General features: G+C 69.2%; 20 protein-coding genes. 19 read left to right on the plus strand and 1 reads right to left on the minus strand.

The features are described 5' to 3' along the window. The first annotated feature begins 8 nt into the window (after window positions 1–8). From AC2A1N_RS02405 to AC2A1N_RS02485, 17 genes are all read left to right on the plus strand, one after another. Window positions 9–560, plus strand: coding sequence for a COG4648 family protein (locus AC2A1N_RS02405; protein WP_061480643.1), 552 nt, complete (start codon window positions 9–11; stop codon window positions 558–560). Next, window positions 553–2,238: an ApeI family dehydratase gene (locus AC2A1N_RS02410; protein WP_242890491.1), complete on the plus strand. Its 1,686-nt coding sequence runs from the start codon at window positions 553–555 to the stop codon at window positions 2,236–2,238. Before AC2A1N_RS02405 ends, AC2A1N_RS02410 begins: the two co-directional genes overlap by 8 nt. Beyond that, complete coding sequence (locus tag AC2A1N_RS02415; RefSeq protein ID WP_053498350.1) at window positions 2,228–2,998, plus strand: glycosyltransferase family 2 protein; 771 nt, start codon at window positions 2,228–2,230, stop codon at window positions 2,996–2,998. Before AC2A1N_RS02410 ends, AC2A1N_RS02415 begins: the two co-directional genes overlap by 11 nt. 1 nt (window position 2,999) lies before the next feature. After that, window positions 3,000–3,941 carry a lysophospholipid acyltransferase family protein gene (locus AC2A1N_RS02420; protein WP_061480637.1) on the plus strand — a complete coding sequence of 314 codons (942 nt, stop codon included), beginning with the start codon at window positions 3,000–3,002 and terminating at the stop codon, window positions 3,939–3,941. Further along, entirely contained in the window at window positions 3,931–5,481 is a 1,551-nt protein-coding gene (locus AC2A1N_RS02425) for an HAL/PAL/TAL family ammonia-lyase (protein WP_242890493.1), read from the plus strand. Before AC2A1N_RS02420 ends, AC2A1N_RS02425 begins: the two co-directional genes overlap by 11 nt. Next, on the plus strand, window positions 5,468–5,899 hold the full coding sequence (locus AC2A1N_RS02430) for an acyl-CoA thioesterase (protein WP_134968937.1): 432 nt from the start codon (window positions 5,468–5,470) through the stop codon (window positions 5,897–5,899). The genes AC2A1N_RS02425 and AC2A1N_RS02430 overlap by 14 nt, the downstream gene beginning before the upstream one ends. Continuing rightward, window positions 5,896–6,525 (plus strand): LolA family protein, encoded by a 630-nt coding sequence (locus AC2A1N_RS02435; RefSeq protein ID WP_061480635.1) that lies wholly within the window; start codon window positions 5,896–5,898, stop codon window positions 6,523–6,525. Before AC2A1N_RS02430 ends, AC2A1N_RS02435 begins: the two co-directional genes overlap by 4 nt. Then, window positions 6,518–8,872: an MMPL family transporter gene (locus AC2A1N_RS02440; RefSeq protein WP_231352395.1), complete on the plus strand. Its 2,355-nt coding sequence runs from the start codon at window positions 6,518–6,520 to the stop codon at window positions 8,870–8,872. Before AC2A1N_RS02435 ends, AC2A1N_RS02440 begins: the two co-directional genes overlap by 8 nt. 53 nt (window positions 8,873–8,925) lie before the next feature. Then, the gene (locus AC2A1N_RS02445; protein WP_484371406.1) at window positions 8,926–10,176 is read left to right on the plus strand and encodes an NAD(P)/FAD-dependent oxidoreductase; all 1,251 of its coding nucleotides are present in this window, start codon (window positions 8,926–8,928) and stop codon (window positions 10,174–10,176) included. Beyond that, window positions 10,164–10,721, plus strand: a complete 558-nt coding sequence (locus tag AC2A1N_RS02450) for a DUF3261 domain-containing protein (RefSeq protein WP_061480632.1) — start codon at window positions 10,164–10,166, stop codon at window positions 10,719–10,721. The genes AC2A1N_RS02445 and AC2A1N_RS02450 overlap by 13 nt, the downstream gene beginning before the upstream one ends. After that, window positions 10,718–11,902 (plus strand): beta-ketoacyl-ACP synthase, encoded by a 1,185-nt coding sequence (locus tag AC2A1N_RS02455; RefSeq protein ID WP_484371408.1) that lies wholly within the window; start codon window positions 10,718–10,720, stop codon window positions 11,900–11,902. Before AC2A1N_RS02450 ends, AC2A1N_RS02455 begins: the two co-directional genes overlap by 4 nt. Next, window positions 11,899–12,354, plus strand: coding sequence for a hotdog family protein (locus AC2A1N_RS02460; protein ID WP_005420287.1), 456 nt, complete (start codon window positions 11,899–11,901; stop codon window positions 12,352–12,354). Before AC2A1N_RS02455 ends, AC2A1N_RS02460 begins: the two co-directional genes overlap by 4 nt. Continuing rightward, entirely contained in the window at window positions 12,351–13,082 is a 732-nt protein-coding gene (locus tag AC2A1N_RS02465) for a 3-ketoacyl-ACP reductase FabG2 (protein ID WP_061480630.1), read from the plus strand. Before AC2A1N_RS02460 ends, AC2A1N_RS02465 begins: the two co-directional genes overlap by 4 nt. Further along, a complete protein-coding gene (locus tag AC2A1N_RS02470) occupies window positions 13,082–14,320 on the plus strand; it encodes a beta-ketoacyl-ACP synthase (protein ID WP_049438266.1) in 1,239 nt (412 codons plus the stop codon). Before AC2A1N_RS02465 ends, AC2A1N_RS02470 begins: the two co-directional genes overlap by 1 nt. A 59-nt stretch (window positions 14,321–14,379) precedes the next feature. Next, window positions 14,380–14,820 carry a hypothetical protein gene (locus tag AC2A1N_RS02475; protein WP_005420284.1) on the plus strand — a complete coding sequence of 147 codons (441 nt, stop codon included), beginning with the start codon at window positions 14,380–14,382 and terminating at the stop codon, window positions 14,818–14,820. A gap of 160 nt (window positions 14,821–14,980) precedes the next feature. Next, the gene (locus AC2A1N_RS02480; protein WP_014648833.1) at window positions 14,981–15,241 is read left to right on the plus strand and encodes a YcgL domain-containing protein; all 261 of its coding nucleotides are present in this window, start codon (window positions 14,981–14,983) and stop codon (window positions 15,239–15,241) included. After that, a complete protein-coding gene (locus tag AC2A1N_RS02485; protein ID WP_242890496.1) occupies window positions 15,234–18,572 on the plus strand; it encodes an ankyrin repeat domain-containing protein in 3,339 nt (1,112 codons plus the stop codon). The genes AC2A1N_RS02480 and AC2A1N_RS02485 overlap by 8 nt, the downstream gene beginning before the upstream one ends. Window positions 18,573–18,648: 76 nt before the next feature. On the opposite strand, the gene AC2A1N_RS02490 is transcribed toward AC2A1N_RS02485, so the two are convergent. Next, complete coding sequence (locus AC2A1N_RS02490) at window positions 18,649–20,427, minus strand: monovalent cation:proton antiporter-2 (CPA2) family protein (RefSeq protein WP_242890515.1); 1,779 nt, start codon at window positions 20,425–20,427, stop codon at window positions 18,649–18,651. 338 nt (window positions 20,428–20,765) lie between these two features. On the opposite strand from AC2A1N_RS02490, the gene mgtE reads away from it, so the two are divergent. Both mgtE and AC2A1N_RS02500 read left to right on the plus strand, forming a co-directional pair. Further along, window positions 20,766–22,136, plus strand: a complete 1,371-nt coding sequence (mgtE, locus tag AC2A1N_RS02495; RefSeq protein WP_061478973.1) for a magnesium transporter — start codon at window positions 20,766–20,768, stop codon at window positions 22,134–22,136. 134 nt (window positions 22,137–22,270) lie between these two features. Beyond that, a complete protein-coding gene (locus AC2A1N_RS02500) occupies window positions 22,271–24,997 on the plus strand; it encodes a bifunctional acetate--CoA ligase family protein/GNAT family N-acetyltransferase (protein WP_242890517.1) in 2,727 nt (908 codons plus the stop codon). Window positions 24,998–25,033: the final 36 nt, after the last annotated feature.

Raw genomic sequence — 25,033 nt, forward strand, 5'->3', positions numbered from 1 at the left:
GCTTCGCCATGGCTCGCGCACGTACCGTCGTGGTGGCAGCGATCTCGCTCGCCTACCCGCTGCTGGTGTACCTGGCGATGGGCCGCTTCGAGCCGCGCTGGCTGTCGCTGCTGCTGTTCACCCTGGCCCTGCTGCGTGCGCTGAGCACTCGCCAGCCATTGTGGTGGGCCGCCGCCGCCGGCACCGGCCTGCTGGCGGTGCTGGCCACCGTGCTCAACCAGGCCCTGCCGCTGAAGCTGTACCCGGTGCTGGTCAATGCGGTGATGCTGGCGGTGTTCGGCACCAGCCTGCGTTTCGGGCCGCCGCTGGTGGAGCGCCTGGCGCGGCTGCAGGAGCCGGACCTGCCCCCGTTTGCGGTGGCCTATACCCGCCGCGTCACCCAGGTGTGGAGCGGCTTCTTCGTTCTCAACGGCAGCCTGGCCCTGCTGACCGCGCTGTACGCGTCGGACCGGGCCTGGATGCTCTACAACGGATTGTTGGCGTACGTGATGATGGGCGTGTTGTTCGCAGGTGAGTGGCTGGTGCGGCGGCGGGTGAAGGCGGCGCACGCGCATGGCTGAGTGGATTGCCCTGGACCGGCTGCTGCTGGAGGCGCGGCCGCAGCGCAGCGTCGGCCTGTGCGACGGAGACATGGTTGACCACGCCTGCTTCCGCCAGCGCGTGCGGGGCTGGCGCGCCGCCTTTGCGGCGGCCGAAGGCCGCGACTGGGCCCTGTACTTCGATGACGCCGTGGCCTTCGCTGCGGCGCTGTTCGGCGCCTGGCATGCCGGCAAGCGGGTGTTCCTGGCTGCTGACAACCTGCCGGCCACGCTGCAGGCGCTGCAGCCGCAGGTGAGCGGTTTCGCGGGCGACGTGCCGGCCGACTACCGCCCGCTGGCGGCGCTGGAAGCCGCACTGGACGACGAACTGCAGGCGCTGGACGAGCGCGCCTGCGAGCTGTGCGTGTTCACCTCCGGCAGCACCGGCCAGCCCAGTGCGATCGGCAAGCGCCTGGACCAGCTGGCGCGCGAGGTGGAAGCGCTGCAGGCCGCGTTCGGCGCGCAGCTGGAGGGCGCGCAGGTGCACGGCACGGTGTCCCACCAGCACATCTACGGGCTGCTGTTCCGGGTGCTGTGGCCGCTGGCCGCCGGCCGCCTGATCCATCCGCGCCGGTTCTTCCACGAAGACCTGGTGGGTGCGCTGGCCGGTACCGACACGGTGCTGGTGGCGACGCCGGCCCATCTCAAGCGCCTGCCCGAGCAGCTCGACTGGGCCAGCCTGCATGGCCGCCTGCGCGCGGTGTTCTCCTCCGGTGGCCCGCTGCCGGAGGACGCGGCGCGACAGGTGCGGCAGTGGTTGGGCGTGGCGCCGACCGAGGTCTATGGCAGCAGCGAGACCGGCGGTATCGCCTGGCGCCGCTGGGACACCGACCTGCCGCCGTGGCAGCCGCTGCCGGGTGTGCAATGGCGGATCGACGACGGCTGCCTGGCGGTGGCCTCGGCGCATCTGGAAACTCCCGGCTGGTGGCGCACCCAGGACCGCGTGGAAGCCTTGGCCGATGGCCGTTTCCGGCTGCTGGGCCGCGCCGACCGCATCGTCAAGATCGAAGAGCGCCGCGTCTCGCTGGATGCGCTGGAACGCGCGCTGCGCGAAGACACCGAAGTGGATGACGTGCGCGTGCTGGTGCTGCCCGGGCAGCGCGAGCAGCTGGCCGCCGTGGTGGTTCCGGCCGATCCGGCGCTGCTGGAGGGCGGCGACGCCGCGCGCCGTGCGCTCGGCCAACGCCTGGGCGCGCGCCTGGCGCATGCGCATGACGCGGTGACCCGGCCGCGCCGTTGGCGCCTGGTGCAGGCGTTGCCGATCAACGCGCAGGGCAAGGTGACCCAGGCGGCATTGGCGGCGCTGTTCCAGCCACTGATGCCGGTGCCGGTCTGGGACCGCCGCGACGCCGCCAGCGCCACGCTGCGCATGACCCTCGACCCGGCGCTGCGGCCGTTCCAGGGCCACTTCCCGCAGGCGGCGATCCTGCCCGGTGTGGCGCAGTTGGACTGGGCGATGCGTTTCGGTCGCCAGGCATTTGCGATGCCGCGCGTGTTCCTGCGCATGGACGCGGTGAAGTTCCAGCACGTGGCCCGCCCCGGCGATGAGTTGACCCTGCAGCTGGACTGGGATGCCGCACGCAACGTGCTCGCCTTCCGCTATACCTCCAGCCACGGTGTGCATGCCAGCGGCAAGGTGGTTTTCGCCGATGCGGACTGACCCGGCCGTTGCCGGTGCCGCGTTCGCGCCACTGGTGGTGATTCCCGTCTACGACCACGAGCACGCCATCGTGGCGGTGGTCGACGGTGTGCAGGCCGCTGGCCTGCCTTGCCTGTTGGTCGACGATGGTTCGCATGACGCGTGCGCGGCGGTGCTGCGCACGCTGGCACAACGCCAGGGCGTTGACCTGCTGCGCCTGGACGCCAACCAGGGCAAGGGTGGGGCGATGCTGGCCGGTTTTGCTGAAGCCGGCGCGCGTGGCTACAGCCACGTGCTGCAGATCGACGCAGACGGCCAGCACGATACCGCTGACCTGCCACGCTTCATCGAGGCCGCGCGTGTGCATCCCGACGCGGTGATCTGCGGCATTCCGGCCTACGACGCCAGTGTTCCCAAGGCACGCCTGTATGGCCGCTACGCCACCCACGTCTGGGTCTGGATCAACACGCTGTCGCTGCACCTACGCGACACCATGTGCGGCTTCCGGGTGTATCCCCTGCCACCGGTGCTGCGCCTGATCGGTGAAGAGACCATCGGTCGGCGCATGGATTTCGATACTGAAGTGATGGTGCGCCTGTACTGGCGCCAGCTGCCGGTCGAGCACCTGGCCACGCGCGTGACCTATCCCGCCGATGGCGTGTCGCACTTCGATGTGTGGCGCGACAACGTGCGCATCAGCCGCATGCACACCCGCCTGTTCTTCGGCATGCTCTGGCGCGCACCGCGGCTGCTGTGGCGCCGCCTGCAGGGGCAGCGCTGAAATGGCGACCGCGCAGGACGCCCCGCACTGGGCCGACATCGGCGAATCGACGTCGGTGGCCGGCGTGCTGTTCCTGTGCTGGGTGCACCGCTGGTTCGGGCGCTGGCCATTCCGCCTGTGCGCGTGGCCGGTGGTGGCCTGCCATTGGCTGGGTAACCGTGTGGGGCGACAGGCCTCGATGCAGTACCTGCAGCGGCTGCAGGCATACAGCGGCGTGCTCGGCCGCGCGCCAACCCGGCGCGACAGCCTGCGCCACTTCTTCGCCTTCGCCGACACGATGCTGGACAAGATCCTCGGCCTGGGCGGGCGCTACCCGGCCAACCGTATCCACCTGCACCGCGACCTGGTGCTGCAGAAGATCGCGCGCCGCGAAGGCGGTCTGATCCTCACCGCGCACATCGGCTGCCTGGAACTGTGCCAGGTGCTGGCCGAACAGGTGCCGGGGTTCCGCATCACCGTGCTGGTGCACACCGCGCATGCGCAGCGCTTCAACCGCCTGCTGCAGCGGCTGGACCCGCTGGCGGCGGTGGAGCTGGTGCAGGTGACCGGAATGGGGCCGGCCACAGCGGTGATGCTGGCCGAGCGCGTGGCGGCGGGGGGCTTCGTCGCCATCGTCGGCGACCGCACGCCGGTGCAGGGCGGTCGCAGCGTCACCGCCGATTTCCTCGGCCACCGCGCACCGTTCCCTATCGGCGCTTACGTGCTGGCTGCGGCGCTGGGCTGCCCGGTCTACACCATGGCCTGCCTGCACCAGGGCGAGGGCTACCGCGTGGCGTTTGAACAGTTCGCCGAACGCATCGTGCTGCCGCGTGGCTCGCGCGACGCGGCACTTGCCGAACAGGCACAGCGCTTCGCGCGCTGGCTGGAACTCCAGGTCATCCAGTCCCCGTTGGACTGGTTCAATTTCTTCCCCTTCTGGGATCAGGCTCCGCATGACGACTGACGCCGTACCCGTGTGCCGCTTTGGCGATGCACCGTTGACCATCGAAGACGTGATTGCCCTGGCCCAGCGCCAGTGCCAGGCCGCACTGAGCGACGCGCCGGCGTTCCGCGCGCACATCCAGCGCGGTGCCGACTTCCTTGACCGCCTGCTGCGCGAGGATGGCGTGATCTACGGTGTGACCACCGGCTATGGCGATTCGTGCACGGTGAACATCCCGCCGGCACTGGTGGCTGAACTGCCGCACCACCTGTACACCTACCATGGCTGCGGCCTGGGCCGTTACCTGGACCCGGTCGAGACCCGTGCGGTGCTGGCCGCGCGCCTGGCGTCGCTGGTGCGTGGCATGTCCGGTGTCAGCATGCCGCTGCTGGAAGGCCTGGCCACGCTGCTGCAGCACGACGTGCTGCCGATGATCCCGGCCGAAGGCTCGGTGGGGGCCAGTGGTGACCTGACCCCGCTGTCCTACGTGGCGGCGGTGCTGTGCGGCGAGCGCGAGGTGCTGCACGATGGCCGCGTGCAGCCTGCTGCCGAGGTGCTGGCGAAGATCGGCATGACCCCGCTGAAGCTGCGGCCGAAGGAAGGCCTGGCGATCATGAACGGCACCGCGGTGATGACCGGCCTGGCCTGCCTGGCCTGGCAGCGCGCCGACTACCTGGCGCGCATGGCCACGCGCCTGACCGCGTTCAACGTGCTGGCCAGCGACGGCAACGCGCACCACTTCGACGAAACCCTGTTCGCGGCCAAGCCACACCCGGGCCAGGGCCGCATCGCCGCGCGCCTGCGCAGCGACCTGCACAGCGAGCGTCCGCCGCGCAATGAACAGCGCCTGCAGGACCGCTACTCGCTGCGCTGCGCGCCGCACGTGATCGGCGTGCTGGAGGACAGCCTGCCGTTCCTGCGCCAGCTGATCGAAACCGAACTGAACAGCGCCAACGACAATCCGCTGATCGATGCCGACGGCGAGCGCATCCTGCATGGCGGCCACTTCTACGGCGGCCACATCGCGCTGGCGATGGACACCCTGAAGAACACCGTAGCCAACGTGGCCGATCTGCTCGACCGCCAGTTGGCGCTGGTGGTCGATGCCCGCTACAACCATGGCCTGCCGGCCAACCTGTCGGCGGCCACCGGCCCGCGCGCGGCCATCAACCACGGCCTGAAGGCGCTGCAGATCAGCGTGTCGGCCTGGACGGCCGAAGCGCTGAAGCAGACCCTGCCGGCCAGCGTGTTTTCGCGCTCCACCGAGTGCCACAACCAGGACAAGGTCAGCATGGGCACCATCGCCGCGCGCGACTGCCTGCGCGTGATCGAGCTGACTGAACAGGTGGTGGCCGCGATGCTGATCGCCGCCCGCCAGGGCCTGGCGCTGCGCGAACGGGTTGGCCTGAACGCGCAGCTGCATGGCAGTCTGGCCGGCATGTACGCCGACCTGGGGCAGCGCATCGCCCTGGTTGAAGAAGACCGCGCGCTGGATCGCGAACTGCGGGAACTGCTGGTGGAGATCCGCGCGCAACGTTGGGAGCTGTATGCCGGTGAATGAGGCTATTGAACGGGTTGGCGAAATTGCGTTGACCCCCGCCTTCCATGACTGCGATCCGATGAACGTGGTCTGGCATGGCAACTACTTCAAGTACTTCGAGATCGCGCGCTGCGCGCTGCTTGGGCGCTACGACTACGACTACCCGCAGATGCTCGAATCGGGCTACCTGTGGCCGGTGGTCGATGCGCGGGTGAAGTACGTGCGCCCGCTGCTGTTCAACCAGGCGCTGCGCGTGATTGCGCGCATCGTGGAATGGGAGAACCGGCTGAAGATCGAGTACGAGATCCTTGATGTGGAAAGCGGCCAGGTGCTGACCCGTGCGATGACCATCCAGGTCGCGGTGGACGCGACCAGCAGGGAAATGCTGTACCAGTGCCCGCCGGTACTGTGGGAACGCCTGGGAGTGCCTGCACCGTGAACACCCTTGTCCGCCTTTCGAGCGTGCTTCTGTGCGCGCTGATGTTCATTGCCGCGCCGCAGGTGCAGGCGGCCGACGCCGCCATTGATGTGATCACCCAGGCGGTGGCGCGGCCGGACGTGCTGCGTGGCCAGTTCAGCCAGGAAAAGCAGGTCAGCGGCTTCAAGAACCCGCTGCGCTCGCAGGGCCAGTTCGTGGTCGCGCGCCAGCATGGCGTGATCTGGACCACGCTCAAGCCGTTCCCCTCCGAAGTGGTGGTCACCGCCGACCGCATCCTCAGCCGCCAGCGCGATGGCAGCACCCGTGTCGAGCTCGATGCGCGGCAGCAGCCGGCGATGCGTTCGGTGAACGCGATCATGTTCGCGCTGATGAGTGGCGACGTGCAGGCGCTGTCCGGCCAGTTCAACGTGGCGGCCAGCCGTGAAGGGCAGGGCTGGCGGCTGCGGCTGACGCCGAAGTCGGCGATGCTGGCCAAGGCGTTCCAGTCGCTGACCCTGCAAGGTGACCGCTACGTGCGCCAGGTCGAGATCGTCGAGGCCAACAAGGACCGCACGCAGATCCAGTTCAGTGCACTGAGCGAAGCGCCGGCCACGCTCACCGCCGACGAGGCGCGCCGCTTTGAGTGAGGGGGCAGCATCGAACGGGCCGGACCGGTTGCGGCGCTGGTGGCACTGGCTGGGCATCGCCTGGCTGGTGCTCCTGCTGGTGTTGGGGGCGCAGCAATGGCGCCTGTGGAGCCAGCAGTCGCGGATCGACACCGACATCCTCGCCCTGCTGCCGCAGGACGCGCATGACCGCCTGTTGAGTGACGTCACCCGGCGCATCGCCGACGGCAGCTCGCGCCAGGTGGTGGTGCTGCTGGGCAGCAAGGATGGCGCCGCCGCCAAGCGCGCACAGGCGGCGTTCGCTGCGGCGATGGCGGCGGATGCCGACAGCGCGTTGCTGGTGCCCAGCGGTTCGATCGAAGGCTGGTTCGACGAGGCGCGCGCGTTCTACGCACCGTACCGCGACCGCCTGCTGACCCCGGCCCAGCGCGAGCAGCTGCAGGGCAGCGAACCGGGCGCGTTGGCCGAGCAGGCGTTGGCTGCGCTGTACGGCCCGATGGGCGCCCCGCGCCTGACCGACTGGCGGCAAGACCCGCTGTCGCTGTGGCCGCAATGGTGGCAGCAGCAGGCGCAGGGGTCGGGGTTGCGGCTGGGCGATGACGGCCTGCTCGAAGCCGAGGGCAGGCATTGGGCCGTACTGCAGTTCGATACGCCGGGGTCGGCGTTCCAGCTTGACGGCGAGCGCCATCTCGACGGCCTGCTGGAACGTGCCGGGCTGGCCGCGAGGGCGGCGGCGCCAGAACTGGAAATCCTGCATGCGGGTGTGCCGCTGCACGCCGAAGCGGCGGCGGTGCAGGCCAACCAGGAGATCAACACGATCGGCTGGGGCTCGCTGGCCGCGGTGCTGCTGCTGGTGTGGCTGGCGTTCCGTTCGCTGCGACCGATCCTGCTGGTTGCCGCCTCACTGCTGATCGGCTGTGGCGTGGCGCTGGCGGTGACCGTGCTGGTGTTTGGCAAGGTGCATGTGCTGACCCTGGTGTTTGGTGCGTCGCTGGTGGGCGTGGCCGAGGACTACGGCATCCACTGGTTCGCTTCGCGCCAGGCCGAACCGGCTGATCGTCGCTGGAAACTGCTGCGGCACCTGCTGCCCGGCCTGTGGCTGGCCCTGCTGACCAGCGCGCTGGCCTACCTGGCACTGGGCCTGGCCCCGTTCCCGGGCCTGCGCCAGATGGCATTGTTCTCGGTGGTCGGCCTGGCCGCCGCCTTCCTTACGGTGATTTTCTGGTTCCCGTGGCTGGATGGCGGCGAGATCCGCCAGACCCGTTTCTCGCAGTGGCTGGGCAACACGCTGGAGCGCTTCCCGCGCCTGCATGGCCGCCGCCCGCTGACGGTGTTCGTGGTGATCACGCTGGCACTGGCTGCAATCGGCATCGCCCGCCTGCACAGCAACGACGACCTGCGCAGCCTGCAATCGTCGCCGCCCGCGCTGATGGCGCAGCAGATCCGCTTGAGCCAGCTGCTGGGCATGCCCAGCCCGGCACAGTTCTACCTGGTACAGGGCACCGACGCGGCGCAGCTGCTGCAGCGTGAGGAAGCGTTGACCGAACGCCTGCGCGTACTGGCCAACCAGAAGCGCATTGGGGGCTATCGCGCGATCAGCGATTGGCTGCCGTCGCCGTCGCGCCAGCAGGCCGATGCGGCGCTGACCGCGAAGGTTGAACCGGGTGTGCTTGCGGCCGTGTCCGAGGCCGTGGGAGAGCCACTGCAGCGACCGCCGTTCGCTGACGCGCCACTCACCGCCGAAGCGTTCCTGGCCTCGCCGGCCTCGCAGCCGTTCCGGCACCTGTGGGTGGGCCAGGTCGGCGGGCAGATGATCAGCGTGGTGATGGTCGATGACCTGTCGCGCGCCGACGCGCTGACCACCCTGCGCGGCGCGGCCGAGGGCCTGCCCGGTGTGCGCTGGGTGGATCGCACCGCCGACTTCTCGCAGCTGCTGGGCCACTACCGCAAGCTGATGGGCGGGCTGCTGCTGGTCGGCATCGTGCTGGTGTTCACCGCGCTGTGGCTGCGATACCGCCGCCAGGCCTGGCGCGTGTTCGCGCCGACCCTGATTGCCGGCGCATTGACCTTGGGCCTGCTGGGCCTGTTCGGCCAGCCGCTGCAGCTGTTCAACGTGCTGGCACTGATGCTGCTGCTGGGCATGGGCATCGACTACGGCATTTTCCTGATCGAGCACCGCGGCGACGCCAGTGCCTGGCTGGCCGTGTGCGTGGGCGCGGCCAGCACCTGGCTGTCGTTCGGCTTGCTGGGCCTGTCGCAGACCCCGGCGTTGCGCGCGTTCGGCCTGACCCTGCTGTTCGGCATCGGCCTGGTCTGGCTGATCTCGCCGCTGTTCCGTCCGCCGCCGCACGATCTGCCGCCGGCCTGAGCCTGTTTTCCGACTTCCTTCTTTCCACTTGATCGAGCAACAAGGACGCACCGATGAACACTGCTGTGGATGCTGTCGAACGCACTGAAATCCTGATCATCGGCGCCGGCCCGGCCGGTTCCGTGGTCGCGGCGATGCTGCGCCAGCAGGGCCGCCAGGTGCTGATGCTGGAGCGCCAGCAGTTCCCGCGCTTCTCCATCGGCGAAAGCCTGCTGCCGCAGAGCATGGAGTACATCGAGGCGGCCGGCCTGCTGCAGGACGTGGTCGAGGCGGGCTTCCAGTACAAGAACGGTGCCGCCTTCGTGCACGGCGAAGCGCGTACTGCGTTCGATTTCAGGAAGAAGTTCTCGCCGGGTTGGGGCACCACCTACCAGGTGCAGCGCGCCGACTTCGACAACGTGCTGGCACGCGGCGCCGAGCGCATGGGGGCCACGCTGCGTTTCGGCGACGAGGTGCTGTCGGTCGAGCCGGGCGAGCAACCGGCGGTGACGGTACGCCGCCCGGACGGCAGCGAGTACCGCATCGAGGCCGATTTCATCCTCGACGCCTCAGGCTTCGCGCGCCTGCTGCCGCGGCTGCTGCAGCTGGAATCGCCGTCCAACTTCCCGGTGCGCGGCGCGATCTTCTGCCACGTGCGCGACAACATTCCGGCCGAAGCGGAATTCGACCGCAACAAGATCCTGATCACCACCCACCCCGAGCACATCGACGTCTGGTATTGGACGATCCCGTTCTCCAATGGCTGCTGTTCGCTGGGCGTGGTCGCCGAGCCGTCGTTCTTCGAGCGCTACGAGGGTGACGACCTGCAGAAGCTGCAGGCCATCGTCGGCGAGGACCCCAACCTGACCCGCCTGCTGGCCAACGCCGAATGGGCGGTGCTGCCGGTGCGCCGCATCACCGGCTATTCGGCCAACGTCAGCTCGCTGTGGGGGCCCGGCTACGCGTTGCTGGGCAACGCCGGCGAGTTCCTAGATCCGGTGTTCTCCTCCGGCGTGACCATTGCCTTCAAGTCCGCGCAGCTCGCCAGCGAATGCCTCAAGCGCCGCTATGCCGGCCAGGCCGTGGACTGGGAGGCCGAGTTCTCGATCCCGCTGCGCGCGGGCGTGAAGACCTTCCGCCGCTTCGTCGAAAGCTGGTACCAGGGCGGCTTCCAGAAGATCATCTACCACCCGCAGCAGCAGCCCGAAGTGCGCGACATGATCAGCTCCATCCTGGCCGGTTACGCCTGGGACACCAAGAATCCGTATGTGGCCGATGAAAGTGGTCGCCGCATGCGCGTGCTGGAGAAATTGTGCAGCGCCTGATCTTCCGTACTGCGGCCCTGCTGCTGTGCCTGCTGCTGGCCGCCTGTGCCGGCCGCATGCCGAAACCGCAGGTGGAACTGCCGCCGCTGCGCCTGGCGCCGGCCAGCCTGCCGACGCCGCTGGCGCTGCAGCAGCAGCTGCATTTCCGCTTCGGCACGCATGAGCGCGATCTCGACGCGCTGCTGGAAGCCGACGCCCAGCAGGTGCAGCTGGCCGTGCAGGCGATGGGCCAGACCGGCGTGCGCCTGCAATGGGACGGCCAGCAGCTGACCCAGCAGCGCGCGCCATGGCTGCCACCGCAGGTGCGCGCCGAGCGCGTGCTGGATGACCTGCAGTTCGCGCTGTGGCCGACCGCGGCCATTGCCGCCGTGCTGCCGCCGGGCTGGCAGGTCAGTGATGATGGCCATCAGCGCAGCCTGTCGCGTGAGGGCACCGTGTGGCTGCACCTGCAGCGGCTGGACGATGGCAGCGTGCAGCTGGACAACCGCGCCGAAGGCTATGCGCTGCGCATCGAATCGATCGACATGGCCGGGCCGTACCGATGAGCGCACCGATCTACCTGAACGACCTGGGTGTGGTCTGTGCACTCGGCGCTGGCCGCGCCGCAGTGACGTCGGCACTGTTCGCCGACGCGCCGGGCGGGCTCAGCGACAACGACAGCCTGTTGCCGGGGCGCACCCTGGCGCTGGGAGAAGTACGCACGCCGCTGCAGGCGCTGGATGACCTGCCGGTGGCCCTGCGCGGGCGCAACAATGCCCTGCTGGACGTGGCATTGGCTCAGATCGCGCCGGCAGTGGCCGCGGCGATCGCCCGCCATGGCGCCGAGCGCGTAGCGGTGGTGCTGGGCACCAGCACCTCGGGCATTGGTGAATCGGAGCAGGCATTGCGCAGCCATGCCGAACAGGGCCAGTGGCCGCAGGGCTTTGACTACGCCCAGCAGGAAATGGGCACCGCCGCGCAGTTCGTGCGCCAGCGCAGTGGCGCACAGGGGCCGGCATGGACCCTGTCCACTGCCTGCTCGTCCAGTGCCAAGGCGCTGATGTCGGCTGCACGCATGCTGCGCGCCGGCATCGTCGATGCGGTGATCGCCGGTGGCGCCGATTCGCTGTGCCGCTTCACCGTGGCCGGCTTCAGCGCGCTGGAATCGGTCTCGGCCCAACGCTGCAATCCGTTCTCGCAGCATCGTACCGGTATCAACATCGGCGAAGGCGCCGCGCTGTTCCTGCTCACCCGCGAACCCGGCCCGGTATGCCTGGCGGGGTGGGGCGAGTCGGCCGACGCCCACCACATGTCCGCCCCGGACCCGCAGGGCCTGGGTGCCATCGACGCCCTGCAGCAGGCGCTGCAGCGTGCTGGCTGGGCCGCCGGTGAAGTGGACTATGTGAACCTGCATGGGACCGCGACCGGCCACAACGATGCGATGGAAAGCCTGGCCGTGTCGCAGGTGCTGGGCAGCCACGTGCCGGCCAGTTCGACCAAGCCGTTGACCGGCCACACGCTGGGTGCCTCGGGTGCCATCGAGGCGGCGCTGTGCTGGATCGTGCTGGCCGAGAACCCGCAGCAGCTGCTGCCGCCGCACTGGTGGGACGGCGTGGCCGACCCGGCACTGCCGGTGCTGCCGCTGGTCGCACCGGGCACGCGCCTTGCGCAGCCGCCACGGCGGGTGCTGAGCAATTCGTTCGCCTTCGGCGGCAGCAATGCCGTGCTGGCACTGGAGCGTCGATGAACACGCTGTACGCGATCGAAGACGTGGTGCCGCACCGCCAGGACATGTGCCTGCTGGAGCGCATCACGCAATGGGACCAGGACGCCATCGAGGCCGAACTGGTGGTGCCCGAGGCCGGCCTGTTCGTCGAGGATGACCAGGTGCCGGCATGGGTCGGCATCGAGTACATGGCGCAGGCCATCGCGGCCTGGGCCGGTTGCCGCGCGCGTGCGGCCGGCAGGCCACCGCAGCTGGGCTTCCTGCTCGGCAGCCGCCGCTACAGCAGCGCGCGCAGCAGCTTCCCCAGCGGTTCGCGGCTGCGCGTACAGGCGCGCTGCGAGCTGTTGGGTGACAATGGATTGGGGATGTTCGCCTGCCGCATCCTGGCAGGCGAGGAAGAATGGGCGACAGCCAACGTCTCGGTGTTCGAACCGGCCGACGCGATGGCCTATCTGGAGAGTGGACAGGCATGACAGGGAATCGAAGCGTGCTGGTGACCGGCGCCAGCCGGGGCATCGGCCGGGCCATCGCGCTGCGCATCGCGCGCGATGGCTTCGACGTGGTGGTGCATTGCCGCAGCCGCGTGGATGAAGCACAGGCGGTGGTCACCGAGATCCAGGCACTGGGCCAGCAGGCCCGCGTACTGGTGTTCGACGTGGCCGACCGCGAGGCCGCGAGGGCCGCGCTGGAAGCCGATGTCGAGGCACATGGCGCGTATTACGGCGTGGTCTGCAATGCCGGCATCGCCCGTGACGGCGCCTTCCCGGCGCTGTCGGAGGACGATTGGGACCAGGTCATCCACACCAACCTGGATGGCTTCTACAACGTCCTGCATCCGCTGATCATGCCGATGGTGCGGCGGCGCAAGCCGGGCCGCATCGTCACCCTGTCGTCGGTCTCCGGACTGGCCGGCAACCGCGGGCAGGTCAACTACAGTGCCGCCAAGGCCGGCATCATCGGCGCCACCAAGGCCCTGGCGCTGGAACTGGCCAGCCGCCAGATCACCGTCAACTGCGTGGCCCCGGGCCTGATCGAGACCGAAATGCTCAACGACGAAGTGGTTGAACACGCGCTCAAGCTGATTCCCGTCGGCCGCGTTGGCCGCCCGGACGAAGTGGCGGCTACCGTGGCGTTCCTGCTGTCCGAACCGGCCGGCTACATCACCCGGCAGGTGATCTCGGTGAACGGAGGCATGATCTGATGGCCGCCGATCGTCGCGTGGTGGTCACCGGCGCCGCCGCCATCAGTCCGCTCGGCCACGACTGGCCCACCATCGAAGCGCACCTGCGCAGCTGCCGCAACGCGGTGCGCGCGATGCCCGAGTGGGATGTCTATGCCGGGCTGAACACCAAGCTGGCCGCGCCGGCGCAGGACTTCGAGCTGCCGCCGAACTACAACCGCAAGACCACCCGCTCGATGGGCAAGGTCGCGATCATGTCGGTGCGCGCCACCGAGGTGGCGCTGCGCGAGGCAGGCCTGCATGAGCATCCGGTGCTGCGCAGTGGCCGTACCGGCGTGGCCTATGGTTCCTCGTCCGGCAGCCACGAGGCCACCGGCGAATTCGGGCGCATGCTCAACGAATTCACCACCGATGGCATCAGCGCCACGACCTACCTGAAGATGATGAGCCACACCGCGCCGGTCAACATCGGCGTGTTCTTCGGCCTGTCCGGGCGCGTGTACACCACCTCCAGCGCCTGCACGTCGGGCAGCCAGGGTGTGGGCGCGGCCTATGAAGCCATCCGCAGCGGCAAGCAGACGGTGATGGTGGCCGGCGGTGCCGAGCAGCTCGATGCCACTGCTGCAGCGGTGTTCGACACGCTGTTCGCCACCAGCGTGCGCAACGACGCGCCGCAGACCACGCCACGCCCGTTCGATGCCGGCCGCGATGGCCTGGTGCTGGGCGAGGGCGCCTGCACACTGATCCTGGAAGACCTGGAACACGCGCAGGCGCGCGGCGCCACCATCCTTGCAGAGGTGGTCGGCTACGGCACCAACAGCGATGGCCAGCACGTCACCCAGCCCAGTGCCGACACCATGGCCCAGGCCATGCGCCTGGCATTGGAGGACGCCGGCCTGGACGCGGCGCAGATCGACTACGTCAACGCCCATGGCACCGCCACCGACCACGGCGACATCGCCGAGACCCAGGCTACCGCACAGGTGTTCGGCAGCCGCGTGCCGATCAGCTCGCTGAAGAGCTACGTCGGCCACATGCTGGGTGCCTGTGGCGCGTTCGAGGCCTGGGTGAGCATCCAGATGATGCGTGCCGGCTGGTTCGCGCCCACCCTGAACCTGGCCGAGGTCGACCCGCGCTGTGGCCAGCTCGACTTCATCACCGGGCAGGGCCGCGAACTGCAGGCCGAGTACGTGATGAGCAACAACTTCGCCTTCGGCGGCATCAACACCTCGCTGGTGTTCCGCCGCTGGAGCGAGTGATCCACTGCGCCAACACACCGTTCCCGTTACCCCCGCACCCTCGACAAGGAGATGTTCCGATGCGCCGCACTCTCATGATCGCCACGGCTACCGCGCTGCTGGCCCTGACTTCCACCGCTTCCGCCCGCGACACGCGTGTCGAACAGTCCCTGCAGGAACTGGTCAATTCGCAGGCCGCCAAGGACGCCGGCATCGACGGCAGCGTGCGCTTCTACCTGGCCGGCCAGCCGGTCAGCGTGCAGCAGCGCCTGGGCGAAGACGTGACCAACAAGAAGACCAACGCCGCCAACAAGAGCGATGCCGAGGCCTGCCGCTGGGTTGCGCTGTCGGCACTGCGCGCGCTGCAGGACGGTGCCAAGTCGCGCGGCGCCAACGCCGTGGTCGACATCGTCAGCTATTACAAGAAGAACGAGTTCAAGAGCAGCACCAACTACGAGTGCTACGCCGGTGCCATCCTCGCGGGTGTCGCGCTGAAGGGCACCTACGCCAAGGTCAAGTAAGCGCCGGTGTGGCGGCGGCGCAGCCTGAACGTCGCCGCCACATTGCTGAACCCCGCAGGCGAAACGCCGCCGATCGCGCCGCCATCGCCGGCTGACGGCTTTCCCCGGTGTCGGCTTTCCGACACAATCATGGCTCTTCCCGGGTTATCGTCCCGCGGACATGCACGCCTACGTCTATAAAAGCCAACTCAAGCCGGACACCTACGTCTACGTTCCCCGACGCGATGATTTCAGCGCGCTGCCCGCGCCGCTGCTCACCTCGCTGGGGACGCTCGCCTTCGTGCTGGAGGTGGCCCTGGATGCCCAGCGCCGCCTGGCGCAGGCTGACCCGGAAAAGGTCCGCAGCGAAATGAGCGAGCGCGGGTTCTACCTGCAGGTGCCGCCGTCGGTGGCCAGCCTGATGCCGCGCCACTATGACTGACGCCTCCCGTCCGCGCATTCTGTCAATTGCCTTCGCCGCGGGCGCGGTGCTGGCGCTGGGCGCCGCCGTGGGCGGCGTTCCGGGTGCGGTCCTTGCCGCATTGGCGCAGCCCGCGTTCGCGTTGGCGATATCGTGGTGGCGCCGCAGCCGCGCGCTGCTGCCGCTGAAGGTGGTCGCACGCCAGGACCTGCCGGCGCTGCTGGCCTTGTGGGCAGCCGCGCCGCTGTTGCTGGCGCTGCTGCTGGCCTGGCCGCTCGCAGCGCTGCGTGACAGCGGCAGCCTGGCGGCAGTGCTTGGCCTGAGCGTACTGGTCAGTGCCGGCCTGCTGGCGGCCTGGCGCACCTGGCCATTGTGGAACGATGTCGAACGCCTGGATGGCAGCCTGGCCCAGCACTGGCAGGCGCTGGCGGGGCGCGACCTGACTGCCTGGCGTGGCCTCGGAGTGGCCGCGCTGGTCATTGCGCTGGCCGCGCTGGTGGTGCTGCCGGCCTGGCCGGGCCTGTTGCCGGAAAGCGCGCGCTGGCCCGCCGCACTGGCGGTCGTACTGCTGTCGCCGGTGCTGCACCTGCTGCTGCAGCGGGTCGCGCCCGCGCCGCTGGTGTCGCTGCGCTCCAGCCCGTTGGCGGCGTCCAGCGCTGCACCCGAACCGATGTTCGCAGCGGTGGCCGAAACCGTGCCGCTGGAGGCGATGGCGCCGCAGGAACTGACACCGGCGCTGTATGAAGCCGCCCGCCAGGGCCGCATCGACCGGGGCCTGCAGCTGCTGCAGGCCGGTGCCGATCCGTATGCGCTGCCGGACCCGAACTGGCGTGACCAGCGCAGCCTGGCGGTGCTGGCCGCGGTGCTGCCGGACCTGCGCCTGCTGCGCGAACTGATTGCCCGCGGCGTCGATGTGAATGCGCCGCACCGGGGCATGACCCCGCTGCTGGCGGCGACCCGCGACAGTTGGCATGGCCGCCCCGAAGCGGTGATGACCCTGCTCGCCAACGGCGCCGACTCGCGTGCCACCGACAGTGATGGCAACACCCCGCTGCACCATGCCGCACGCAGTTCCGACCCGGGGGTGGCCGCGCTGCTGCGCGATGCCGCTGCCGAAGTCGATGCGCTGAACCGTGATGGCTGGTCGCCGCTGGCGGTGGCCTGCCAGGTGGGCAACTGGCGTCTGGCCCGCTTCCTGCTCGAACGCGGTGCACGCTGCGAACCGGCCGATGGCACCCCGGTGCTGCTGGCCGCCGCCGCCACCGAGGATGATGATCCGGCGGGCGTGCAGCTGCTGCTCAAGCACAAGGCACGGGCCGACGCCCGCGATCGCCAGCGCCGCAGTGCGTTGCATGAGGCGGCCCTGGCCGGCCATGTCGAGATCATCGGCGTGCTGCTCGGCGCGGGCGCCAATCTGGAGGCGCGCGATGCACTGGGGCGTACGCCGTGGCTGGAAGCGGCCCGTGCCGGTCGCGCCGCCGTGATCGAGCACCTGCTGCCGCACAAGCCGGACCTGGTCGCGGTGGACGGCGAAGGCCGCAATGCGGTGCAGCTGGCGGCGATGGCCGAGGATGTCTCGCCGCTGCTGATCAAGCGCCTGGTCGAACTGGGCATCGCGGCCGATGCCACCGATCCGCTCGGCCGCCGTGCGGTGGACTACGCCGCCGAGGCCGGCCGCTGGGCGATCGTAGCCCTGCTGGACCCGTCCTATCCGTTGCCGGCCGCGGTCAGTGATGGCCTGGCCGATCGTGGCGAAGCGGCCAGTGCCAGCGGCCTGCTGCCGGACCGTCCGCCGCTGACCCTGCTGCGCGAGGCCCTGGGCTTCGGCAATACCGACGGCATGGCGGCGCTGGCCAGGCTGTGCCAGCCGGAGGAACTGGGCGGGCTGCTGCTCGATCCGGAGTTGGCGCTGGAGCCGCGTGCGGTGGACTGGCTGCTGGGCCACGGCGCCGATCCCTATGTGCGTGATGCCTGCTCCGATACGCCGATGTTCGCGCTGTTGTCGCGCGGCATCGATGCGGTGCCGGCGTTGCAGGTGATGCTGCAGCGTGGCCTGTCGCCGGCCGGCCGCGGTGGCCTGGCGCGCTTCCTTGCTGCCTGCGCACAGCACGACCAGGCCGCGCGTGGCCTGGAACAGCTGGCACTGGAACTGCTTGAGCGTGGCGCCGATCCGTTCGCCGCCTCGCCGGCGGGCGATCCGCCGCTGTCGCTGGCGGTGCGGCTGGGGTGGCTGCGGCTGCAGCAGGCCCTGCTCAAGGCCGGCGTTGATCGCGAGGCACGCGACAGCCACGGCATGACCGCACTGCACCTGGCCACCGCATTGGCCCGCGAAGGCGCGCTTAAGCTGCTGGTGCAGCATGGTGCCTCGCCGGAAGCACGTGCCGCCGACGGCCAGACACCGCTGGGCGTGGCGCTGTCGATCGGTCGCCGCGATCTGGCCGACTGGCTCGATTGGCGGGTGTGGCCGTTGCCGCGCCGCACCCTGCGCGAGGCCGATCTACCGGCCGCCGCAATGGCCGGTGACGTCGATGCCGTGCGCCGCCTGATCGATCTGGGCTTCGCCGTCGACGCGGTCGACGCACAGGGCTGCACCGCGCTGCTGCGTGCTGCCGGTGGCGGCCACCTGGCGGTAACCGACCTGCTGCTGGCGCGCGGCGCCGATCCGCAGCACGCGGCGGCCAGTGGCGCGACGCCGCTGTCGGCGGCGGTCAGCATGCGCCAGGTGGACATCGTTTCGGCCCTGCTCGACGCTGGCGCCAAGCTGGAACACCGCCTGCCGGGTGGCGTGACGGTGCTGATGCTGGCCTCCGCGCTGGGCCTTCCGGACATCGTCGCGCGCCTGCTCACGGCGGGTGCCGACGTGCATGCCGGTGACGCGCAGCAGCTGGGTCCGCTGCACTGTGCCGCGCTTTACGGTTTCAGTGCCCGCGACCGCTCGCGCCTGCTGGCGCTGCTCGACACCCTGCTGCTGGCCGGCGCCGAACCGGACCAGGCCGCCGCTGGTTCTGTCACGCCGCTGCTGCTGCTGCTGGGCGCGCGCGCCGAGCCGGGTACCGCCTGCGACGAGCAGGTGGTGATGGCCGCAGTGGAGCGCCTGCTGGACGAGGACGTAAGCCTGGACGTACGCGACCCGCGCGGCTTCGGCCCGCTGCATCTGGCCGCGCTGCATGGCCTGCCGCTGCTGGTGCAGCGCCTGCTGCGCGCCGGCGCTGATCCTGAAGCGCGCGACAGCCTCAACCGCAGTCCGCGCGAGATCGCGGTGATGCGCGGCTTCATCGACGTGGCCGGCGAATTCGAGCCGCGTGTGCCGGGCGTTTCCTCGATGGCGCGGTTCCTGCGCGACAACGGCTGATTCCTGGAAAAGGGTCGTGCCGGCCGCTGGCCGGCAACCGCAATCTGTGGTGGGTGCCGACCGTTGGTCGGCACGCCTACTTGCCGTCCCTTTCCGCGTCGGCCTCGAACAGATGCATCAGGTCGTTGCGTGCATCACGCGAGGTCTGGATCACCGCGGCCTCGTCGTCGTACACCAGGTACTGGTCGCGCAGCAGCTGCTCATCATGCTCACGGAAGCGCTGCACATGGCGCTCGGCCACGTCCGGTGCCACGCCCAATGCGGTCAGCACGCGCCCGCTCATTTCTAGACTGGTGCCGAACACTTCGCGGAACGGCTCGGCCGACATGTCCATCAGTCGCCAGGCATGCTGGCGGTTGCGTGCACGCGCCAGCACCTTCGCGTCCGGGTACAGCCGGCGCACCATGCGCACCGCGCGCAGGTTGGTCTCCGGGTCGTCCACGGTGATGACGAACACATCAATGTGCTCGCCACCCGCTGCACGCAGCATCTCCGGGCGGGTCGGGTCGCCGTAGTACAGCTGGTTGCCGAAGCGGCGCAGGTCGGCCACCGTGTCCGGGTTCGCCTCCAGCGCCACGAACGGCACCTTCTGTGCGGTCAGCAGGCGCGCGATCACCTGGCCGAAGCGGCCCATGCCGGCGATCAGCACCTTGGGCCGGTTGTCCGGTGCCACCTTGTCGGCCTCGGCGCTCCCGCGCGGTGGAGCCTTCTCCTGGCCGAGCAGCTTGAGCAGCGCGATCATCAGCAGTGGCGTGATCGCCATCGACAGGCCGACGATCGCCACCAGCCGATCGTGATTGGCGTTGCCGAGCAGGTGCGCGCGCTGCGCTTCGTTGAACACCACGAAGGCGAACTCGCCCCCCAGCCACAGCACGCTGCCCAGCAGCAGCGACTGCCGCGGACTGAGCTTTGCAATACGGCCAATCACATACAGCAGGCTGAACTTGACCACCAGCAGGATCGCCACGCCGGCGGCGATCAGCCACGGCTCTGCGGCGATGCGGTCGAGATCGATGCCCATGCCCACCGCGATGAAGAAAAGCCCCAGCAGCAGGCCCTTGAACGGCTCGATCTGCGCTTCCAGTTCGTGCCGGAACTCCGAATCGGACAGCAGCACCCCGGCCAGGAACGCGCCCAGGCTGGGGCTGAGGCCCGCTTCCTGCATGAACCAGGCAGTGCCCAGCACCACCAGCAGGGCGGTGGCGGTGAACACTTCCGGGCTGCGGGTGCGGGCGATGATGCTGAACACCTTGCGCAGCACCGGTCGCCCGCACAGGATCACCACGGCCAGCGCGCCGAGGGCCACGGCGGCATCTTCCCAGCGCAGGGTCTCGTTCTTCGCCCCGCCCAGCAGCGGGATGGCCGCCAGCAGCGGGATCGCGATCAGGTCCTGGAACAGCAGGATGGCAAAACCCAGCCGGCCATGGTCGCTGTTGATCGCCTTGTGCTCGGACAGCAGCTGCAGGCCTACCGCGGTGGATGACAGCGCCAGCGCAATACCGACCACCAGCGCGCTCTTCCACTGGAAGTGGTCGAGCAGCAGCAGGCCGCCCAGCACCAGCCCGGACATCGCCACCTGCGCCGCGCCCGCGCCGAACACCGAGCGCCGCATCACCTTCAGGCGTGCCGGCGACAGCTCCAGGCCGATCACGAACAGCAGCATCACCACGCCGATCTCGGCCGCGCCGAGGATGCGGTCGGCGTCCTGCACGAAGCCCAGCCCGTCCGGGCCCAGCACCACGCCGGCCGCCAGGTAGCCCAGCACCGCGCCGAAGCCGAACTTCTTGAACACCGGCACGGCAATGACCGCCGCCAGCAGCAGCACCAGGGCCAGTTCCAGACCGCCGCTATGCATGGGAATACCTGGTCATCGGGGAAGCCCGCAGTGCGTCCGTTCGGGTGGGGTAGGGCGTGGTGAGCACCACCGCGACATTATGCGCCGGTCTGTGTACGCACGAGAACAACCGGCCAGGCTTCGGTGCGGGGCTGCCGGGTTGACCTGCATGGCCCGCGGGTCCAGACTGCCCGCCGCTGGCGGCGCACCGCCGGCACGCGCATTCCGGAGTCCCCAACCCATGTCCAGCGACAGTAGAAGTCGACCTCGTTCGACGCCAGCGATGGCCACCGCCTGACATCGGGACGGTTTGCCTGCGTTGGCGTTGCGCGAGGTCGCACCCCCACAAGGCAAAACCGATGAACCAGAAGCAATTGCTGCGCCCGGTGGCCGATGCCGCCGCACTGGCCGCACCGCTGGCGAACTACAACACCGCTGACGCGGTGGAATTCCTCAACACACTGGAACTGGCCCGCGCTGCGGAAACGCTGGCCGCGCTGCCGTTGCCGCGTGCAGTGAAGATGCTGGAAGCGCCGGAACTGCACCGCAGCGGTGAGCTGGTGGCCGCGCTGCCGCCGGCACGCGCCGCTGCCCTGCTCGGGCTGATGGCTGACGATCGCGCCACCGACATCGTCCACGAGCTGGATGAGGAAGAACGCGCGCGGCTGATCCCGCTGCTGGGCACCGACGCCCGCCAGGCCATCCAGAAGCTGCTGAGCTATCCGCCGAACACCGCCGGCGCGCTGATGACCACCGAGTACGTGGCGGTACCCGCCAGCTGGACCGTGGCGCAGACCCTGCAGCACATCCGACAGGTCGAGCGTACCCGCGAGACGGTGTACGCGATCTACGTGCTGGAGCCGGCCAGCCAGCAGTTGCAGCAGGTGGTGACCATGCGCCGGCTGATCACCGGCCTGCCCGAGGAATCGATCCTGGACGTGGCCCAGGTCAATCCGCCGGTGACGGTGGACGCGCTGATGGACCAGGAAGAAGTCGCGCGGCTGATCCGCCGTCACGACCTGCTGGCGATCCCGGTGGTCGATGCGCAGCAGCAGATGCTCGGCATCGTCACCGTGGACGACGTGCTCGATGCGCTGATCGAGGAATCCACCGAGGACGCGCACAAGTTCGGCGGCATGGAAGCGCTGGACAAGCCCTATATGCAGATCGGCTTCTTCGAGATGCTGCGCAAGCGTGCCGGCTGGCTGAGCGTGCTGTTCCTGGGCGAGATGCTGACCGCCAGTGCGATGCAGCACTACGAGGACGAACTGGCGCGCGCGGTGGTGCTGACCCTGTTCATCCCGTTGATCATGAGTTCGGGCGGCAATTCCGGCTCGCAGGCCACCTCGCTGTTGATCCGCAGCCTGGCGCTGCGCGAACTGCGCCTGCGCGACTGGTGGAAGGTGGCCATCCGCGAGATCCCGACCGGCATGGTGCTGGGTGCCATCCTCGGCTGCCTGGCGATCGTGCGCATCGTGATCTGGCAGCTGGGTGGCCTGCATGACTACGGCGAGCACTGGATCCTGCTGGCGATCACCATCGGTGCCGCGCTGGTCGGCATCGTCACCTTCGGTTCGCTGTCCGGCTCGATGCTGCCCTTCATCCTGAAGCGGCTCGGCTTCGACCCGGCCAGCGCCTCGGCCCCGTTCGTGGCCACCCTGGTGGACGTGACCGGCCTGGTGATCTACTTCAGCATCGCCGCGCTGATCCTGCACGGCACGCTGTTGTAAGCCGGAGCCACCGTGCTCTGGTAGGTGCCGACCTTGGTCGGCACGCAGAACAAAAAGGGGACGGAGGGGATTAAGTCGTTTGTGCCACAAACGACTTAATCCCCTCCGTCCCCTTTTTTGGGTACCGTAGGCGCATGAGTACCTACCACCTGCAGTCCGTGTTCCGTCCGCAGTCGGTCGCGGTGATCGGCGGCAGCCCGCGTGAGCGTTCGGCCGGCCGCGCGGTGATGCGCAACCTGCGCAGCACCGGCTTCCCCGGCAAGGTGGCGTGGATCAACCCGCGGCACGCCGAAATTGATGGCATCCGCACGATCAAGCGGCTGAAGGACCTGGACTGGGTGCCCGACCTGGTGGTGATCACCGCGCCCGCGGCGATCGTGCCGCAGGTGGTGCGTACCGCTGCAGAGCGGGGCGTGCAGGCGGCGATCATCCTCACCGCGCACCTGGGCGAAGGCCCGGGTTCGTTGTCCGCACAGGTAGAGGCGGTGGCGCGCAAGCATGGCCTGCGCATCCTCGGGCCGCATTGCCTGGGCGTCATCGCGCCGCACGCGCGACTCAATGCCAGCATCGCCGCGCACTTCCCGCAGGCCGGCGACCTCGCCCTGATCTCCGAATCCTCGGCCATTGCCGCCGCGCTGGTGGAGTGGGGCGTGGCGCGCTCGGTGGGCTTCTCCGCCGTGGTCTCGCTGGGCGACACGATGGACGTCGACTTCGGCGACCTGCTCGACTACTTCGCCACCGACTACCGCACCCGCGCCATCCTGCTCTATGTCGAGCAGATCAAGGACGCGCGCAAGTTCATGTCGGCCGCGCGTGCCGCCGCCCGCGCCAAGCCGGTGGTGGTGGTGAAGTCCGGTCGCGCCGAGCGCGTGCAGCCGGGCAGCCGCGATACCCATGTGCAGGCTCTGGCGCGTGCCGATGATGTGTACGGCGCGGCCTTCAATCGTGCCGGCCTGCTGCGCGTGGGTGCGCTGGACGAACTGTTCACCGCCGCCGAATCGCTCGGGCGGTTGGGCACCTTCCCCGGTCGCCGCCTGGCCATCCTCAGCAATGGTGGTGGTGTCGGTCGCCTGGCCGTGGACCAGCTCATCGCATTGCGTGGCACGCTGGCCAACCTGTCCGACAGCACGGTCGAGAAACTCGACGCGGTGCTGCCGCAGGGCTGGTCGCGCAGCAATCCGGTGGACATCGTGGTCGACGCCGATGGTGACCGCTATGCCGCGGCCATCGAAGCGCTGCTGGCCGACAACGAGAATGACGCGGTGATGGTGGTCAACGTACCCACCGCATTCACCTCGTCCGCCGACGCGGCGCAGGCCCTCACCCGCACGCTCGGCCTACGCCCGCGCCATCATCGCGACAAGCCGGTGTTCGCGGTGTGGCTGGGCAACGATGACCAGGCCACCGCCACGCTCAACGCGGCGCGGGTGCCGACCTATCCGACCGAGGCCGAAGCCGTACGTGGCTTCCAGCATCTGGTGCGCTATCGCGAGGCACAGAGCGCGTTGATGGAAACGCCGCCCAGCCTGCCGCAGGACTTCAGCGTCGACACGGGCACCGGGCGCGCACTGGTCGATGCCGCGCTGGCCAATGGCCAGCAGTGGCTGGACCCGCTGGCCACGCATGAACTGCTCAAGGCCTACGGCATTCCGTCTGCTCCGGTGATGCATGCGCGTGATGCGCACGAGGCGATGGACCTTGCGCAGCCGCTGCTGGAACGCGGTGCCACGGTTGCGCTGAAGATTATCTCGCCGGATATTCCGCACAAGTCGGAAGTGGACGGCGTGCGCCTGAACCTGTCCACGCTGCCGGCGGTGCAGAGCGCGGCCAACGCGATCCTGTCGCGTGCGCGCCAGCTGCGGCCGGATGCGCGCATCGATGGCCTGCTGGTGCAGCCGACCATCGTCCGCCCGAAGGCGCGCGAACTGATTGTCGGCATCGCCGATGACGCGACGTTCGGCCCGGTGATCGTGGTCGGCCGTGGCGGCACCGCCGTCGAAGTGATCAACGACAAGGCGCTGGCCCTGCCGCCGCTGGACCTGCGCCTGGCCCACGAGCTGATCGGCCAGACCCGCGCTTCGCGCATCCTCAAGGCCTACGGCGATGTGCCCGCCGCCGACGAGCGCGCACTGGCGCTGGCGCTGGTCAAGCTGGCACAGCTGGCCGCCGATATTCCCGAAGTGCGCACGCTGGACATCAACCCGCTGCTGGTCGACAGCAAGGGCATCCTTGCCCTCGACGCACGCGTGGCGGTGGCACCGTCGCGGATCCTGCACAAGGGCCGTGGCCATCCGCGCTTTTCGGTGTTTCCGTATCCGAAGGAGTGGGAGCGCACCATCGAACTGTCTGATGGCGGCCGGGCCTTCGTGCGCCCGGTGCGGCCGGAGGATGACGCGCTGTTCCGTGCGTTCTTCGCCCGCGTCAGCGACGAGGACCTGCGCCTGCGCTTCTTCCAGTCGGTGAAGCACTTCAGCCACGAGTTCATCGCGCGCCTGACCCAGCTCGACTACGCGCGCTCGATCGCGCTGGTAGCGATCGAACCGCGCAGCGGCGAGATGCTGGGCGCCGTGCGCCTGCACGCCGATGCCGATTATCATCGCGGCGAGTACGGCATCCTGATCCGCTCGGACCTGAAGGGCCACGGCATCGGCTGGCGGCTGATGGCGATCATGATCGAGTACGCCAAGTGGCTGGGCCTGGACGTGGTCGAAGGCCAGGTGCTGCGCGAGAACAGCACCATGCTGGCGATGTGCCAGAGCCTGGGATTCAAGACCCGACTCGACCCGGACGACCCGACGGTGATGATGGTGACCTTGCCGGTGCAGCAGGTCGAGGTGCCCGACGTGCCGCCGGTGGCGTAATTCCTGTAGAGCCGAGCCTACGCTCGGCTGCTTTTG

Source organism: Stenotrophomonas maltophilia group sp. SKK55 (genome assembly GCF_057179845.1).